The following is a 13,674-nucleotide window of genomic DNA, read 5'->3' as shown; positions in this document are numbered from 1 at the left end:
TTTCAAACTGTTATACAGGAGAGGCACGATGTCCCTCAAAACTACTCTGTTTGCAACCCTGGCCGCTGTCACGCTGGCCGTTCCCGCCTTGGCCGAAGGCCCCATCGTGGTCGATGACGCCTATGCCCGCTCGGGCGGCAAGGCCGCCAAGGCTGGGGCCGCCTTTATGATCATCGAAAATCAGGGTGAGACCGATGATCGCCTGATCGGCGTCACCTCGGACGCAGCGGCGCGGGTTGAATTGCATACGCACAAGATCAATGACGACGGCGTCGCCCAGATGGTCCATGTCGAGGAAGGCTTTGTGATTCCCGCAGGGGAGGCCCACAGCCTGAAACGCGGCGGGGATCACGTGATGTTCATGGGCCTGGCCCAGCCGTTCGAACAGGGCGCGACCGTGCCCGTCACGCTGATCTTCGAACAGGCGGGCGAGGTTCAAGTAGAGATCCCGGTTGATCTAGAGCGTCAGGACCACGGCGGCCATTCGAACTGAGGCCACGCCCGTCTTCGGGCCGCTTAGCGGCCGTCATCCACATGTCAGGCCGGGCTTTGCCCGGCCTGCTGTCGTTGCGGGCTATCGGTTGATGTTTTTCATCCCGACCCGGTCGCCCGCTTTGCGAAAGCGCGATGCGAGCCAGAACATCACAACAGACATGGCCAGCGCGCCAAAGGCGATGAACCATCCCAAAGCGACAAAGATGACCGTTGGCCAGACCATCAGCATCAGCCCAAACAGAAGGGCAACAAACCCCGAAACCCGCATGGACCCGCGTTGGGGGTCGCTCTCATGCATCTGCTGGGTCGCAGCCAGAGAACCGATCCCGATGATCAGCACCCAGACCCCGATGAGGAAAAAGGCTATTCTGACGGTGCCCTCGGGCCAGATCAGCAACACCAAACCTATAAGCGCCGCGCCGATCCCCACGCCGCCGATCAGGCCGCGCCGTCCGAAGCCCAGCAACGTCAGGCCGCCGTCCAGAACCAAAAGCACTCCGACCAGCCGCACCAGCAGTTCGATGCCCTGTTTCGGCCAGAACAGTGCCGCGACGCCCACCGCAGCGGCGGCAAGGCCCCGCAGTAGAAAGGTCCACCAAAGGCTGGCCAGTTGCTCGCTCAACTGGTCGCGGCCTTTCATGCTGCCGTCCTCCAGAATTTCACCGGTCCGGGGGTCTTGATCTGTCATGGGTCGCCCTGAAGTTGTTACGCGTTCACAATAACCGGGAAAAAACCGGTCTGTCTGCAGTCATTGGGTGGGTTGGCTCAGCAATTGATCGACCCAGCGCGGCACTGTCTCGGTGGCCTTGCCCACAAGCCGTTCGGCAAACCCCGATGCGCCGAGGGAGGGTTCCAGATTGATCTCGACCGTATGCGCCCCGGCGGCCCGCGCCTCGTGCACGAAATTGGCCGCCGGGTAGACCTGACCCGAGGTGCCGATGGCCGCGAAAACAGACGCGCTGGCCAGATGATCGAATATCTCGTCCATGTGATAAGGCATTTCGCCAAACCAGACGACGTCGGGCCGCGCCATCGGGGCGGCGCAGGCAGGGCAGGGCTCACCCACGGCCATCTCAGGCGGTGACGGCCAGCGATGGCCGCAACTGGCACAGAGCGCCCCAGCCAGAGTGCCATGCATGTGGATCACGTCCGTTGCCCCTCCGGCCTCGTGCAGTCCGTCCACGTTCTGGGTGACGATCACCACCTTTCCGGGCCACTCCCGCTGCAGCCGAGCCAGCGCCCGATGCGCCGCGTTGGGCTGCACCTTGGCCGCCTGTACGCGGCGGGCATTGTAGAACCCCTGAACCAGCGATGGGTTGCGGGCAAAGGCTTCGGGCGTGGCGACATCCTCGATCCGGTGTTTTGCCCACAGCCCGTCTTCGTCGCGAAACGTGCTGAGCCCGCTTTCGGCGGAAATCCCGGCCCCGGTGAGTATGACGATCTTTTCCATTTGCCCTCCGCGCGTTACACCTTGGCGCATGACACACCGTATCCTCTTTGTCTGTCTGGGCAATATCTGCCGTTCCCCGGCGGCGGAGGGCGTCTTTCGCGCCCGCGCGCCGCAATTTGAAACCGACAGTGCCGGAACCTCGGACTGGCATGTGGGCGGTCCCCCCTATGCCCCGATGCAATCCGCCGCCCGCGCGCGCGGATTTGATCTGAGCGATCTGCGCGCCCGGCAATTCACCGCCGCTGATTTCGACCGGTTTGACCTGATCATCGGCATGGACGCCAACAACATCGCGGATATCGAGGCCCTGCGCCCGCAGGGCAGCGAAACCCCGGTCCGTCTGATGACCGACTTTGCGCCCGAAACCGGTGCCGGCCACGTGCCCGACCCCTACTACACACGGGATTTCGACGGGGCGCTGGACCTGATCGAAACCGCGGTCGAGGGCCTTCGTGCTCATTTGGACGGCTAATCCGCCATCACCTTCAACTGCCCGCTCAGCCATGGCAGCTTGGCCGTGGCGGGATCAACGATCTGGCTTTGCATCAGTCGGCGGATCATCCCTGCCACCTCTTGCGGGACCTGATCCGACCAATCGGTTCGGGTGAACAGTGAGATTGTGCGAGCGAATTCCCCAAACCCGAGGGGGTAAGCCTCGAGCCCCTCGTGAAACCGTGTGGCCCGCATGAAGCCCAGAGGCGTGGTGATCGACCAGCCCAGTCCGCGCGCGACCATTGCCATCAGCGCCAGGTGAGAGCCGATTTCGAACCGTTCCTCGAACACCAACTGCTGACGGGCCAAGTGGCTTTCAATCTGGCGGCTGATCAGTTGCTCGCGCGCATAGCGCAGGAACGGCAGATCCTGCATCACGGCCTCTGCCCCAGCGGTCCCTTTGGGGGCTACCAGTATGAACGGGTCCTGCACCAGAGGGTACTCAACCACGCCCTCCAGCACCTCCCCACTATGGGCCGAGACCATCAGATGCAGGCGCTGCGCCTCTAATTCCTCGAACAGATCCAGGCTGGGCAGGGTGATCAGCTTGAATTTCGAACGGGTCAGATTGTCGGCCAGCAGGGTCGCCAGCCGGGGCGTCAGATCATTGTCGAAATCGTCGATCAGGCCGATGGACAAGGTGGTCAGATGGCCGAGGTCCATCACCGTCAGCTCGCTCTGGGCCATCTGCAGCTCGGCCAGAACCGCCTCGGCGCGCGCTAAAAAGCTGCGTCCGGCCTGCGTCAGCCGCATCGGTCGCCGCCCGTGATCCACCAGATCGGTGCCCAGAGCCTTTTCCAGATTGCGCAACTGCTGCGATACCGAGGGCTGGCTGAGCCCCGTGATCTCGGCCGCCTGCGCCACCGATCCGGTCCTTGCCAGTGCCTCGAACACCTCAAGGCCCCGCAGGGTCAGCCCTTTCATCACCATAAGACACACCTTTCGCTGCGCCTTTTCTGGGACGCAGGGCAGGTCAGGTCAAGGACTGACAGGGGTTAACTACAGATCGCCTGCGCCATCTGGCCGAAGTTCTGATACCGATCCCACAGCGCATCATCGCGCGCGGTCTGCGACATCTTCAACTCTTGCGCCTGATGGGGGTCTTCGAACCATTTCGACACGGTCTTCTGATCGCTGCGCGTCAACGCCTGATCCGCCACGCGCTGAATGCAAGAACACCGCGCCCGCGTCGCCGCCTCGCGGTCTGACGCCAAACACGCCCGCTTTATCTGCGCCGCGTCTGCTGTTGGGGCGACCGCCGTCAGCGACGCCGCACAAAATGCGATTAGGAGGAACTGTTTCATACTCGAGCCTCGTTTTTTGCCTGCCCGGAGGGGTCTGCTGCCCCTCTCGGTCTGCGCGGGAGTATGAATCAAAGTGGATTCGGGATCAATCGGGTGGTTCGAAAAAGTGATTGCATGCGTCTGGTGAGTCGCGTTTTCTGGCGCGACGTTACTTTAGAAACTTCAGATACTCCAAGATGCTTAAAAAATACGGGCGCACGTTTCACCTGCCGCAGTCTCCGGGCACGACCAGCGATGACAAGATCATGTCCAGCGTTGATGCGCTGGTAGCGGCTGATGAGGTGGTCTTCACCGAAAAGATGGACGGCGAGAATACAACCATTCACAGCCAAGGCTGCCACCCCCGCAGCATTGACGCGAGATATCATCCGTCGCGCGATTGGATGAAGGCATTCGCCGCCGGTGTTGCGCCGCAGTTAGCCGAGGATGAGCGCATTGTCGGTGAGTATCTCTTCGCCCGTCATTCAATCGCGTATTCAGAATTACCGACCTATTTTCTGGGTTTTGCATGGATCAAGGCCGAAGTGGTTCAATCTTGGGACGCCACCCTTGCGCGCTTTACCGAACTTGGGATCGCCTCCGTCCCCGAACTGTATCGCGGCCGGTTCTCTGCGCAGGCTGTGGACGACGTAATCGCGGGTCTGAACCTCAACACTCAAGAAGGATTTGTCGTGCGCACGACAGCGGCCTTCAACGAAGAGGAGATGCCCACGAAACTTGCGAAATATGTACGCGAGGGCCATGTGCAAAGCGAGAAACATTGGATGAACGCTGAGTTGGTAAAGAACGGGTTGGTCTGACCGTTCGGAGGCCACATAAACACAGGGTTTCTTCGCACGTCGTCCCACCTTGACCACAGCCCATTTCCGACGCATATCCCCAACCCATGACAGACCTCGCTCATATCCGCAATTTCTCCATCGTCGCGCATATCGACCATGGCAAATCCACCCTTGCTGACCGGCTCATCCAAGAGACCGGAACGGTCAAGGATCGCGACATGAAGGAACAGCTGCTCGACAGCATGGATATCGAGCGCGAGCGCGGCATCACCATCAAGGCCAACACGGTCCGCATCGACTATACCGCCGACAACGGCGAGGCCTACGTGCTGAACCTGATCGACACCCCCGGCCACGTGGACTTTGCCTATGAGGTCAGCCGGTCCATGCGCGCGGTCGAGGGTTCTCTGCTGGTCGTTGACTCGACCCAAGGGGTCGAGGCGCAGACGCTGGCGAATGTCTATCAGGCCATCGACGCGGATCATGAGATCGTGCCGGTGCTGAACAAGATCGACCTGCCCGCGTCCGATTGTGACCGCGTGGCCGAACAGATCGAGGATGTGATCGGCATCGACGCGACCGACGCCATTCAGGTCTCCGCCAAGACGGGGCAGGGCATCCACGAAACGCTGGAAGCCATCGTGCAGCAACTGCCCGCACCACAGGGTAATCTGGACGCGCCGCTCAAGGCGATGCTGGTGGATTCGTGGTACGATGCCTATCTCGGCGTCATCGTTCTGGTCCGCATCATGGACGGCACGTTGAAAAAGGGGATGCGGGTCAAGTTCATGTCGAACAATACCCTGCACCATGTCGACCGCGTCGGCGTCTTCCGCCCGGAGATGGAGATGGTGGACTCGCTTGGCCCCGGTGAGATCGGCTTTCTCACCGCCTCAATCAAACAGGTCCGCGACACCCGCGTTGGCGACACGATCACCAATGACCGCAACGGCACCGAAGACGCGCTGGACGGCTTCAAACCCGCGCAGCCGGTGGTGTTCTGCGGCCTGTTCCCCGTTGACAGCTCCGAATTCGAAGACCTGCGCGACGCCATCGACAAACTGGCGCTGAACGACGCCTCATTCTCGTTCGAAATGGAAACCTCGGCCGCGCTGGGTTTTGGTTTCCGCTGCGGCTTCCTTGGCCTTCTGCACCTTGAGGTCATCCGCGACCGCATCGAACGCGAATATGATATCGAGCTCATCACCACCGCGCCGTCGGTGATCTATCACGTCTACATGAAAGACGGCGAAATGATCGAGCTGCACAACCCCGCCGACATGCCCGACCCGTCCAAGGTCGACCATATCGAGGAACCGCGCATCAAGGCGACCATTCTGGTTCCAGACGAATATCTGGGCGACGTGCTGAAACTCTGCCAGGACCGCCGCGGCATCCAGCTGGACCTGACCTACGCGGGTTCCCGCGCGATGGTTGTGTACGACCTTCCCCTCAACGAAGTTGTGTTCGATTTCTATGATCGCCTGAAATCGGTAACAAAGGGTTACGCCAGCTTTGACTACCAGATGACCGGCTATACGCAGGATAATCTGGTCAAGATGTCGGTGCTGGTGAATGACGAACCCGTTGACGCCCTGTCAACCATGGTTCACCGCGACCGGGCTGAGATGCGGGGCCGCGCGATGTGCGAAAAGCTGAAAGACCTGATCCCGCGCCATATGTTCAAAATCCCGATCCAGGCCGCCATCGGAGGCAAGGTCATCGCCCGCGAGACCCTCTCGGCCCTGCGCAAGGACGTGACCGCCAAATGCTACGGAGGCGACGCCACGCGGAAACGCAAACTGCTGGACAAGCAGAAGGCGGGTAAGAAGAAGATGCGCCAGTTCGGGAAGGTGGATATCCCGCAGGAGGCGTTTATTTCAGCGTTGAAGATGGATGGATAACTCATTGTTAGCTAAGGATATATTGGATCATGTCGCGTTCGGTAACTCGGTCGCAGAGCACGACAGCGACCTAAAAGACTACTTCGTAGAAACATCGACGTTTAAGGAATTTGTTAAAGGCAGGGGCGATATTGTTGCCGGTGACAAAGGAACTGGAAAGTCTGCAATCTATAGAATTCTCAAGGAGACGCATCGCTCGTACAATGAACTGAATGATGTTGAGCTAGTTGACAGTTTCAATCTTGTTGGCAATCCGGTTTTTCAGCGCCTAAGCCAGACGGATTCGCTCACTGAAGGGGAACTCAGAACCGTATGGAAGAGTTACATTCTCTCGCTTGTGGGAAATTGGCTTTTGGATATTTATCCGGCGGAATACAATAGTGAGCTAAGAAAACTCGATGCGATACTTCGGCAACTTGATCTGAAATCTGCGGATCCTGCACCCGCAACTATTTTCTCGAAAATTGTTTCATCCATTAAACGACTTAAGTCGGCGGAAACGGCGTTTACTTTTACAGAAACTGGTATGCCGATTGTGGTGCCAAAAATTGAGTTTGGGGAAGAAAAGGAAGTTGGCGAAGAGATTTACTGCGACGACTTCTTACTGGTACTTTCTCGCGCGGTTGAGACCACAGGATATCGTCTTTGGGTGCTTTTTGACCGTTTGGACGAGGCTTTCGCAGGTCAGCCGGATTTGGAGATTCCCTCTCTGCGTGCATTGTTACGCACGTACCTAGACCTAATTGGTTTGCCAGGTATCGAGCTAAAGTTGTTCCTCAGACGGGACTTATTCCGTCGAATAATTGACGGTGGTTTCGTAAATCTGTCACACATCAACGCCCGCACGGTCGAAATAGTGTGGGATGACGAAGATTTGTGGAGCATGATTTCCAGGAGGCTCAGTAAGTCACTAGGCTTCAGAGAATTCTTTGAGGGAAACGTCGTTCCAGATAGTATTTTAGACGTTCTTCTCCCTCCTCAAATCGACATAGGAGAAAAACAATCTCACTCATTGAAGTGGATACTTAACCGAGTACGAGATGGAAACAACGTTAAACCGCCTCGGAGCGTCATTGATATTTTTAATGATGCAAGAGCGGCTCAAGCTCGAAAAGAAAACCGAGATGGGCGTGAAATCGATATAAAGCAAGGGCCGATATTGGAAGCTCAATCGGTTAAGCGAGCATTTGCACAGCTTTCTGAAAAGCGAGTGCAGGACACATTACTTGCGGAAGCGGGTGAGTTTGCGCCCTATGTGGAAAAGTTTCGAGATGGAAAATCCGAACACAATAAGGCTTCCCTTATGAAAGTTCTCAAAAATGAGAAGAAATTCGAGAAAGTTCTGAAGGGCCTACTTGACTTGGGGTTTTTGGAACAAGAAGGCGAGAACTACAAAGTACCGATGCTCTATCGCTCCGGCCTAGAGATTACTCAAGGAAAAGCGTTCTAGTTTATCGATCTTACTCGGTTTGGTCGTGCATTGCATCGATGCCGCCCGCCCGGCGACACCGCCGGGCCGCGCCGACCCGCCGCCAAGGAGCGGCGCGTTTGCGCCTCCCCTAGGATCGGTCGCGGCCCTCCGCTGTGCCAAACAACCGTCTGTGACCAACCTCACAGCCCCAACCCTTCAAGCATGTTATTGTTGACTCTACGGAAACACTCCGCAGGAGTCTCCAATGTCCGCATCCATGATCCCCATCATCGCCCTCGGATCGGCTGGTCTCTATTCCGTTGCCATGATCGCGATGAAGTTCTGGTGGAAAATCCCCGGGGTCGGCCTCAGCCTGTTGATCGTTGCGACCCTGCTGGCTGCCGCAACGCTGGAACTGGCCGCGCTGCGCGAGGAGCGGTTGGGGATCATCTATACCGGCATTCTGGGGGCCGAGGTGATCCTGATCGCCATCGCCTCTTACTTCCTGTTCGGCGAGAATTTCTCATACCGTGAGGTGTTGGGCATCGCGCTGGTCATTATCGGCACGGCACTGGCATGGGCTTGACCGGGACCTGACGCGAAGCTGAACCCAAGATGAAGTCTCCTTTAGATATGTTGTAAGCGGCCCATAGCCTCCACATCTGTTCAGCAGGCCAGCGACGGCCCGACAGGAGGAGAGAGCCAATGACCAGATATATGACTGCCGGAGCAGCCGCCCTGGCCGCGACCCTCGCCCTTGGATCGGCTGCGATGGCCGAAACCCCGCCGGACTTGCGCGGCGTTTGGGCGGGCACCTACAACACGGTGTCGCCGTCGAACGCGGCCACGGGCGATGCGCCCAGGTTCAACAGTGCGGAATGGGTGCTGGATATCCAGAAGCAGCACGAAAACGTCTTTTGGGGGCCCAGCATGTGGCGTCGCAACGCCGCTGACGAATGGACCGTGTACGAGGCTACCGGCAATGTCAGCCTGGACGGGTCGGGTAAGATTGGGATCGTCGAAAGCTCATCCGAGCCGACGATCGGAGTGAACGCGCTGATTGATGCGCGGTACGAGGATGGCAAGATTTACGCCGATTTCCGTAGCCTGCGGTCCGGAACGACCTACAGCACCGTTCTGGAACGTCAGGTGAACTGAAGCGTCTCTGGCCCGACCGGCTGTAGGGGGTACGGACTGCCGTTGATCCAAGACTGCGGCAGAGAGTAGTAGGTAATCCCGGTCGGGTCGGGGCGCTTCTCATAACCAGGGTCTCCGAGGGGAGGAGACGGGCCGGGCGGCCAGTTCACCGCCTGCGAAAAGGTTCAGATGGTCTTGTGTTTGAATGCGGCGTTCCTCGGCACCGGGGCATCTGGATCTCGCGGACCTTCAGCGCGGCTTCGCGCGGTGGTGTGTAAGCTGTCCGGCCCCGATTTTGATAAGCGATTCGAAAGCTCAGCGGGGCGGGCAAGACGGTGTTGCCGCAAATCTGGCCTGACTCGATGTTTGCACATGCAGCATTGGTAGAATTCTAAGCGCGAAAGTCAGGTTGGGACTTTTCCATCTCCAAACCTGCTTGGCACCAGAACTTCTCGGCTTATCCACAAAGCTATCCCGGCGGATACCAACATCTTATCCCCGTCTAAATCTCATGCTGCAGTGCTATTTTCTTGCCGGTTGCACGCCGCAGTGTAACAGTTCCGTTACCGCACAGGTTCTTCGGAGCCAGAGGTGGAACGCAAGGGCCAGGGGGTCATGGCAGAAACGGGCGAACTCTAGGGTTTCCCTTTTACTGCAGAGGCTTACCGGTAGGTGATTGTTCGGATAGGGGGCTGGCCCCGTGTTCGAATGATCAGCTTCTCAGACGGCCTGAGCATGCTGCGATGACCCTCGGGTTCAAAGCGGCGGCTGCAGCCCTTTCGGGGGCTGGGGCAACTGGATCGGAGCGCCCCTCGGGGCGCGTCGGCCCGGTAAGGCGTCAGGGGGTGTCCGAAAGGATGCATGCAAAGACCGCGTCTGCGCACCTGACGCCTTTTCTTTTGCCGGTTCCACGGCTTCATACAGGCTACCACTCACCCCCTTCGGAATGGGAACGGGGCTCTTCTGCGTGTGCAAAAGAGCCCCGATTTAGCGTCAGATGATGCAATGCCGCGTCTATGCACCTGTACGGGTAGATTTAACGGGTTTGCAGCCCTGAGGCAACCATATATCGCGGGCCGGTTTGCTAGCCGCGCAATATATGGCTTTGTGGTTAGATATTCTCCTGAACGTCAGAAGCGGCGTCCTGGATCGCGTCGCCAGCTTTCTCGATGTCTTTGCCAGCCCCTTTCGCGGTCTCGCAGGCGGTCAGGGCAAACAGGCTCAGGCCGATTAGAATTACGCGGATCATACTCATCTCCTTGGTGCTCGATCTTCTTTTCGGTAGCACCTTTTTTTGCGCCGAACCAGTGTTTTGGAGATGCGTTGAGACAGGATGATCCTCAGGGCGTCGCCCTACTGCCATGCGGCTTGTTCGACAGCCCCTGGACCCGAGGTTTCAATCCTTGCTGTCGGTGCAAAACAGTTCGTAAACCACTTCCAGCATGCGGCGGGGCCGGTCATCGGCAAGCCGATAATAGATCGCCTTGCCCTCGCGGCGCGGCGTGACCAGACCTTCGAGTCTCAGACGCGACAGTTGCTGGGACACGGCGGCTTGCCGTGCGGACAACAATTCTTCCAGTTCAGTTACGGATTTTTCACCGGAAACAAGATGGCACAAGATCATCAACCGTCCTTCATGGCTGATCGCTTTAAGGAAATTCGAGGCGCGGGTCGCGTTGCCGACCATTCTGTCAAGTTCGTGTTTGGTCATGTCCGGGGACAACTGGGGCAGTGCCATACTCATCTGTTCCTTCAGGTCCGCATTGCGCGAACGTTGTTTCCTCGACCCCAGTCGCATTGGACGGGTCACCTAATTACAAGTTTCGTACAATTCATTCCATATGCATGAATCAAAATACCGTGATGGAAGAAAGCAAGCTGGCTGAAGTTTGCCGATGCCCGTCTTGCGGGGCCGAAACCCGGCGCCCTCGGCGTGCCGATTTTTGAGCCCGGCGGGAAGGATAACCACAATAGGTGCGCGAAACCGGCAGTCCCCCTTGCAGCCCCCCGGTGGCGACACTAAGACTCGGGTAACTCTTGTTGGGGTAACGTCCCGATCCATAGCAAAGCAGGCAGGTTCAAATGTTCGATCCAGTAGACACTTACATGAATACGCTCGTCCCCATGGTGGTCGAACAGACCAGCCGGGGCGAACGCGCTTACGACATTTTCTCACGCCTGTTGAAAGAGCGGATCATTTTCATCAATGGCCCGATCCACGACGGGATGAGCCATCTTGTTGTGGCCCAGCTGCTGCATCTTGAGGCGGAGAACCCGAACAAGGAAATCTCGATCTACATCAATTCGCCTGGCGGTGTCGTGACCAGCGGTTTGTCGATTTACGACACAATGCAGTATATCAAGCCGAAATGTTCGACTCTGGTGATCGGTCAGGCGGCCTCGATGGGGTCGGTTCTGCTGGCCGGTGGCGAGACCGGGATGCGGTTTTCGCTGCCCAACAGCCGGATCATGGTGCACCAGCCCAGCGGTGGTTATCAGGGGCAGGCCAGCGATATCATGATCCACGCGGCCGAGACGCAAAAGCTGAAGGATCGCCTGTATGACATTTACGTGCGCCATACCGGTCAGACCAAAAAGGCGGTTGAAAAAGCGCTGGACCGTGACAATTTCATGAGCCCGGAAGAAGCCAAGGAATGGGGCCATATCGACGAGATCGTCGAAAACCGTGCAAAAATTGATACGGACGAGGCCTAGGTTCAAATCCTCGCGCTTCCGGCGCGAGGTGTGATTTTGAGATTGTAGCTGCCCCGGTGCTGCCCTAAGCTGCACCAAAAGGCGGCAAGCGGCCCGGTTTCGGGCGGCTGAGGATGGAGCCCGAAAGGTAGATCATGGCGACGAATTCAGGCGGCGACGGCAAGAACACGCTCTACTGCAGCTTCTGCGGCAAAAGCCAGCACGAGGTCCGCAAACTGATCGCGGGACCCACCGTGTTCATCTGCGATGAATGTGTCGAACTGTGCATGGATATCATCCGGGAAGAGACCAAGGCCAGCGGGCTCAAGTCCTCGGACGGTGTGCCGACGCCCAAGGATATCTGCGAGGTTCTGGACGATTACGTGATCGGCCAGGCCACCGCCAAGCGGGTTCTGTCGGTTGCGGTGCACAACCACTACAAGCGCCTGAACCATGCCCAAAAAGCGGGCAGCGATATTGAACTGGCCAAGTCGAACATCCTGCTGATCGGCCCGACCGGCTGCGGTAAGACGTTGCTGGCGCAGACGCTGGCGCGGATTCTGGACGTGCCGTTTACCATGGCAGATGCGACCACGTTGACCGAAGCCGGTTACGTTGGGGAGGATGTCGAGAACATCATCCTCAAGCTTCTGCAAGCCAGCGAATACAACGTCGAACGCGCGCAGCGCGGCATCGTCTATATCGACGAGGTCGACAAGATCACGCGCAAGTCCGAGAACCCCTCGATCACACGCGATGTGTCGGGTGAGGGCGTGCAACAGGCTCTGCTGAAATTGATGGAAGGCACCGTTGCCAGCGTTCCGCCCCAGGGTGGCCGCAAGCATCCTCAGCAGGAGTTCCTGCAGGTGGACACCACCAACATCCTGTTCATCTGCGGCGGCGCGTTTGCAGGTCTCGACAAGATCATCGCACAGCGCGGCAAGGGCTCGGCCATGGGCTTTGGGGCCGATGTGCGGGACAATGACGAACGCGGCGTGGGCGAGATTTTCAAGGATCTGGAACCCGAAGACCTGCTGAAATTCGGTCTGATCCCTGAATTCGTGGGCCGTCTGCCGGTTCTGGCAACGCTTGAGGATCTGGACGAGGACGCTCTGGTCACGATTCTGACCAAGCCGAAGAACGCTCTGGTCAAGCAGTATCAGCGTCTGTTCGAGCTGGAAGACGCCGAACTGGCCTTTACCGACGATGCGCTGAAGTCGATTGCCAAAAAGGCGATCGAACGCAAAACCGGCGCGCGCGGGTTGCGCTCGATCCTCGAAGACATCCTGCTGGATACGATGTTCGAACTTCCGGGCATGAAGAACGTGACCGAAGTTGTGGTGAACGAAGAGGCGGTGACCTCCGACAAGCAGCCCTTGATCATCTACGAGGACTCGGCGGAATCGGCCTCGGCAGGCTAAACTCAGGCCAATTCATCCTATCGATCGGGTAGGGGGCGCTGCCCCACCGCGGCAAGCCGCGACTTCCCCGAAGAATTTTCGAACAGATGAAGCAGGGGATCCGGACTTCATCTGGCTATAAATATCCCGGAGCGCGAGGCAGAGCCTCGCACCTGCGGATGTCTTTCCACAATAACGCGCATTTCATAAGAGAGGTCCAATGACAATCCAACGCATTTCATCTGGTGGCGAATTTGAAGCCAAAGCCGGGTATTGTCGGGCTGTCGTCGCGGGCGGTTGGGTGCACGTGGCCGGGACAGTGGGACAGGGCGATACGGTAACAGAACAATGCCGATCCGCTTTGGCCATAATCGAAAAGGCGCTGAAAGAGGTTGGGGCAAGTTTCTCGGACGTCGTGCGGGTCACGTATATGCTGCCGAGCCGGTCCGAATTTGAACCCTGCTGGCCCATTCTGGCGGACACCTTTGGCAAGAACCCTCCGGCAGCGACGATGATCGAATGCGGATTGATCGATCCGAAATACCGGATCGAGATCGAAGTGACCGCCTTTTTGCCTGAGTGACGCAGCCATCCCTGTTGCACTG

General features: G+C 58.1%; 16 protein-coding genes. 10 read left to right on the top strand and 6 right to left on the bottom strand.

The window, feature by feature from the left end:
• Positions 1–28: 28 nt before the first annotated feature.
• Positions 29–493, top strand: a complete 465-nt coding sequence (locus ACR0JN_RS06600) for a copper chaperone PCu(A)C (RefSeq protein WP_480884830.1) — start codon at positions 29–31, stop codon at positions 491–493.
• Between the two features lie 81 nt (positions 494–574).
• Here ACR0JN_RS06600 and ACR0JN_RS06595 read toward each other — a convergent pair whose 3' ends face one another.
• Complete coding sequence (locus ACR0JN_RS06595; RefSeq protein WP_480884829.1) at positions 575–1,183, bottom strand: HdeD family acid-resistance protein; 609 nt, start codon at positions 1,181–1,183, stop codon at positions 575–577.
• Positions 1,184–1,243: 60 nt separating this feature from the next.
• Positions 1,244–1,945, bottom strand: a complete 702-nt coding sequence (locus tag ACR0JN_RS06590) for an NAD-dependent deacylase (protein ID WP_480884828.1) — start codon at positions 1,943–1,945, stop codon at positions 1,244–1,246.
• Positions 1,946–1,973: 28 nt separating this feature from the next.
• Here ACR0JN_RS06590 and ACR0JN_RS06585 point away from each other — a divergent pair, with 28 nt between their 5' ends.
• Positions 1,974–2,417 carry a low molecular weight protein-tyrosine-phosphatase gene (locus ACR0JN_RS06585; RefSeq protein ID WP_480884827.1) on the top strand — a complete coding sequence of 148 codons (444 nt, stop codon included), beginning with the start codon at positions 1,974–1,976 and terminating at the stop codon, positions 2,415–2,417.
• On the opposite strand, the gene ACR0JN_RS06580 is transcribed toward ACR0JN_RS06585, so the two are convergent.
• A complete protein-coding gene (locus ACR0JN_RS06580; RefSeq protein WP_480884825.1) occupies positions 2,414–3,367 on the bottom strand; it encodes a LysR family transcriptional regulator in 954 nt (317 codons plus the stop codon). The two genes, ACR0JN_RS06585 and ACR0JN_RS06580, sit on opposite strands and share 4 nt — an antisense overlap.
• A 65-nt stretch (positions 3,368–3,432) precedes the next feature.
• Positions 3,433–3,741 carry a hypothetical protein gene (locus ACR0JN_RS06575; protein WP_480884823.1) on the bottom strand — a complete coding sequence of 103 codons (309 nt, stop codon included), beginning with the start codon at positions 3,739–3,741 and terminating at the stop codon, positions 3,433–3,435.
• 245 nt (positions 3,742–3,986) lie between these two features.
• On the opposite strand from ACR0JN_RS06575, the gene ACR0JN_RS06570 reads away from it, so the two are divergent.
• From ACR0JN_RS06570 to ACR0JN_RS06550, 5 genes are all read left to right on the top strand, one after another.
• A complete protein-coding gene (locus tag ACR0JN_RS06570) occupies positions 3,987–4,541 on the top strand; it encodes an RNA ligase family protein (RefSeq protein WP_480884822.1) in 555 nt (184 codons plus the stop codon).
• 86 nt (positions 4,542–4,627) lie between these two features.
• Complete coding sequence (gene lepA / locus ACR0JN_RS06565; RefSeq protein ID WP_480884821.1) at positions 4,628–6,427, top strand: translation elongation factor 4; 1,800 nt, start codon at positions 4,628–4,630, stop codon at positions 6,425–6,427.
• The gene (locus tag ACR0JN_RS06560; RefSeq protein ID WP_480884820.1) at positions 6,420–7,877 is read left to right on the top strand and encodes a P-loop ATPase, Sll1717 family; all 1,458 of its coding nucleotides are present in this window, start codon (positions 6,420–6,422) and stop codon (positions 7,875–7,877) included. The genes lepA and ACR0JN_RS06560 overlap by 8 nt, the downstream gene beginning before the upstream one ends.
• A 226-nt stretch (positions 7,878–8,103) precedes the next feature.
• Complete coding sequence (locus ACR0JN_RS06555) at positions 8,104–8,424, top strand: hypothetical protein (RefSeq protein WP_480884819.1); 321 nt, start codon at positions 8,104–8,106, stop codon at positions 8,422–8,424.
• Between the two features lie 119 nt (positions 8,425–8,543).
• Entirely contained in the window at positions 8,544–8,996 is a 453-nt protein-coding gene (locus ACR0JN_RS06550; RefSeq protein ID WP_480817305.1) for a hypothetical protein, read from the top strand.
• A gap of 1,090 nt (positions 8,997–10,086) precedes the next feature.
• Here ACR0JN_RS06550 and ACR0JN_RS06545 read toward each other — a convergent pair.
• The gene (locus ACR0JN_RS06545) at positions 10,087–10,224 is read right to left on the bottom strand and encodes an entericidin A/B family lipoprotein (protein ID WP_480817306.1); all 138 of its coding nucleotides are present in this window, start codon (positions 10,222–10,224) and stop codon (positions 10,087–10,089) included.
• 147 nt (positions 10,225–10,371) lie between these two features.
• Complete coding sequence (locus tag ACR0JN_RS06540) at positions 10,372–10,713, bottom strand: ArsR/SmtB family transcription factor (RefSeq protein WP_480817307.1); 342 nt, start codon at positions 10,711–10,713, stop codon at positions 10,372–10,374.
• Positions 10,714–11,057: 344 nt separating this feature from the next.
• Between ACR0JN_RS06540 and ACR0JN_RS06535 the strand changes: the two genes are divergently transcribed.
• From ACR0JN_RS06535 to ACR0JN_RS06525, 3 genes are all read left to right on the top strand, one after another.
• Positions 11,058–11,690 (top strand): ATP-dependent Clp protease proteolytic subunit, encoded by a 633-nt coding sequence (locus ACR0JN_RS06535; protein WP_480617214.1) that lies wholly within the window; start codon positions 11,058–11,060, stop codon positions 11,688–11,690.
• A 134-nt stretch (positions 11,691–11,824) separates the two neighbouring features.
• Complete coding sequence (clpX, locus tag ACR0JN_RS06530) at positions 11,825–13,090, top strand: ATP-dependent Clp protease ATP-binding subunit ClpX (protein ID WP_480817308.1); 1,266 nt, start codon at positions 11,825–11,827, stop codon at positions 13,088–13,090.
• Between the two features lie 199 nt (positions 13,091–13,289).
• Positions 13,290–13,652, top strand: a complete 363-nt coding sequence (locus ACR0JN_RS06525) for a RidA family protein (RefSeq protein ID WP_480884818.1) — start codon at positions 13,290–13,292, stop codon at positions 13,650–13,652.
• The last annotated feature ends 22 nt before the right edge of the window (positions 13,653–13,674 follow it).

Source organism: Ruegeria sp. G12 (assembly GCF_056533565.1).
This window is presented reverse-complemented; position numbering and strand designations above follow the sequence as displayed.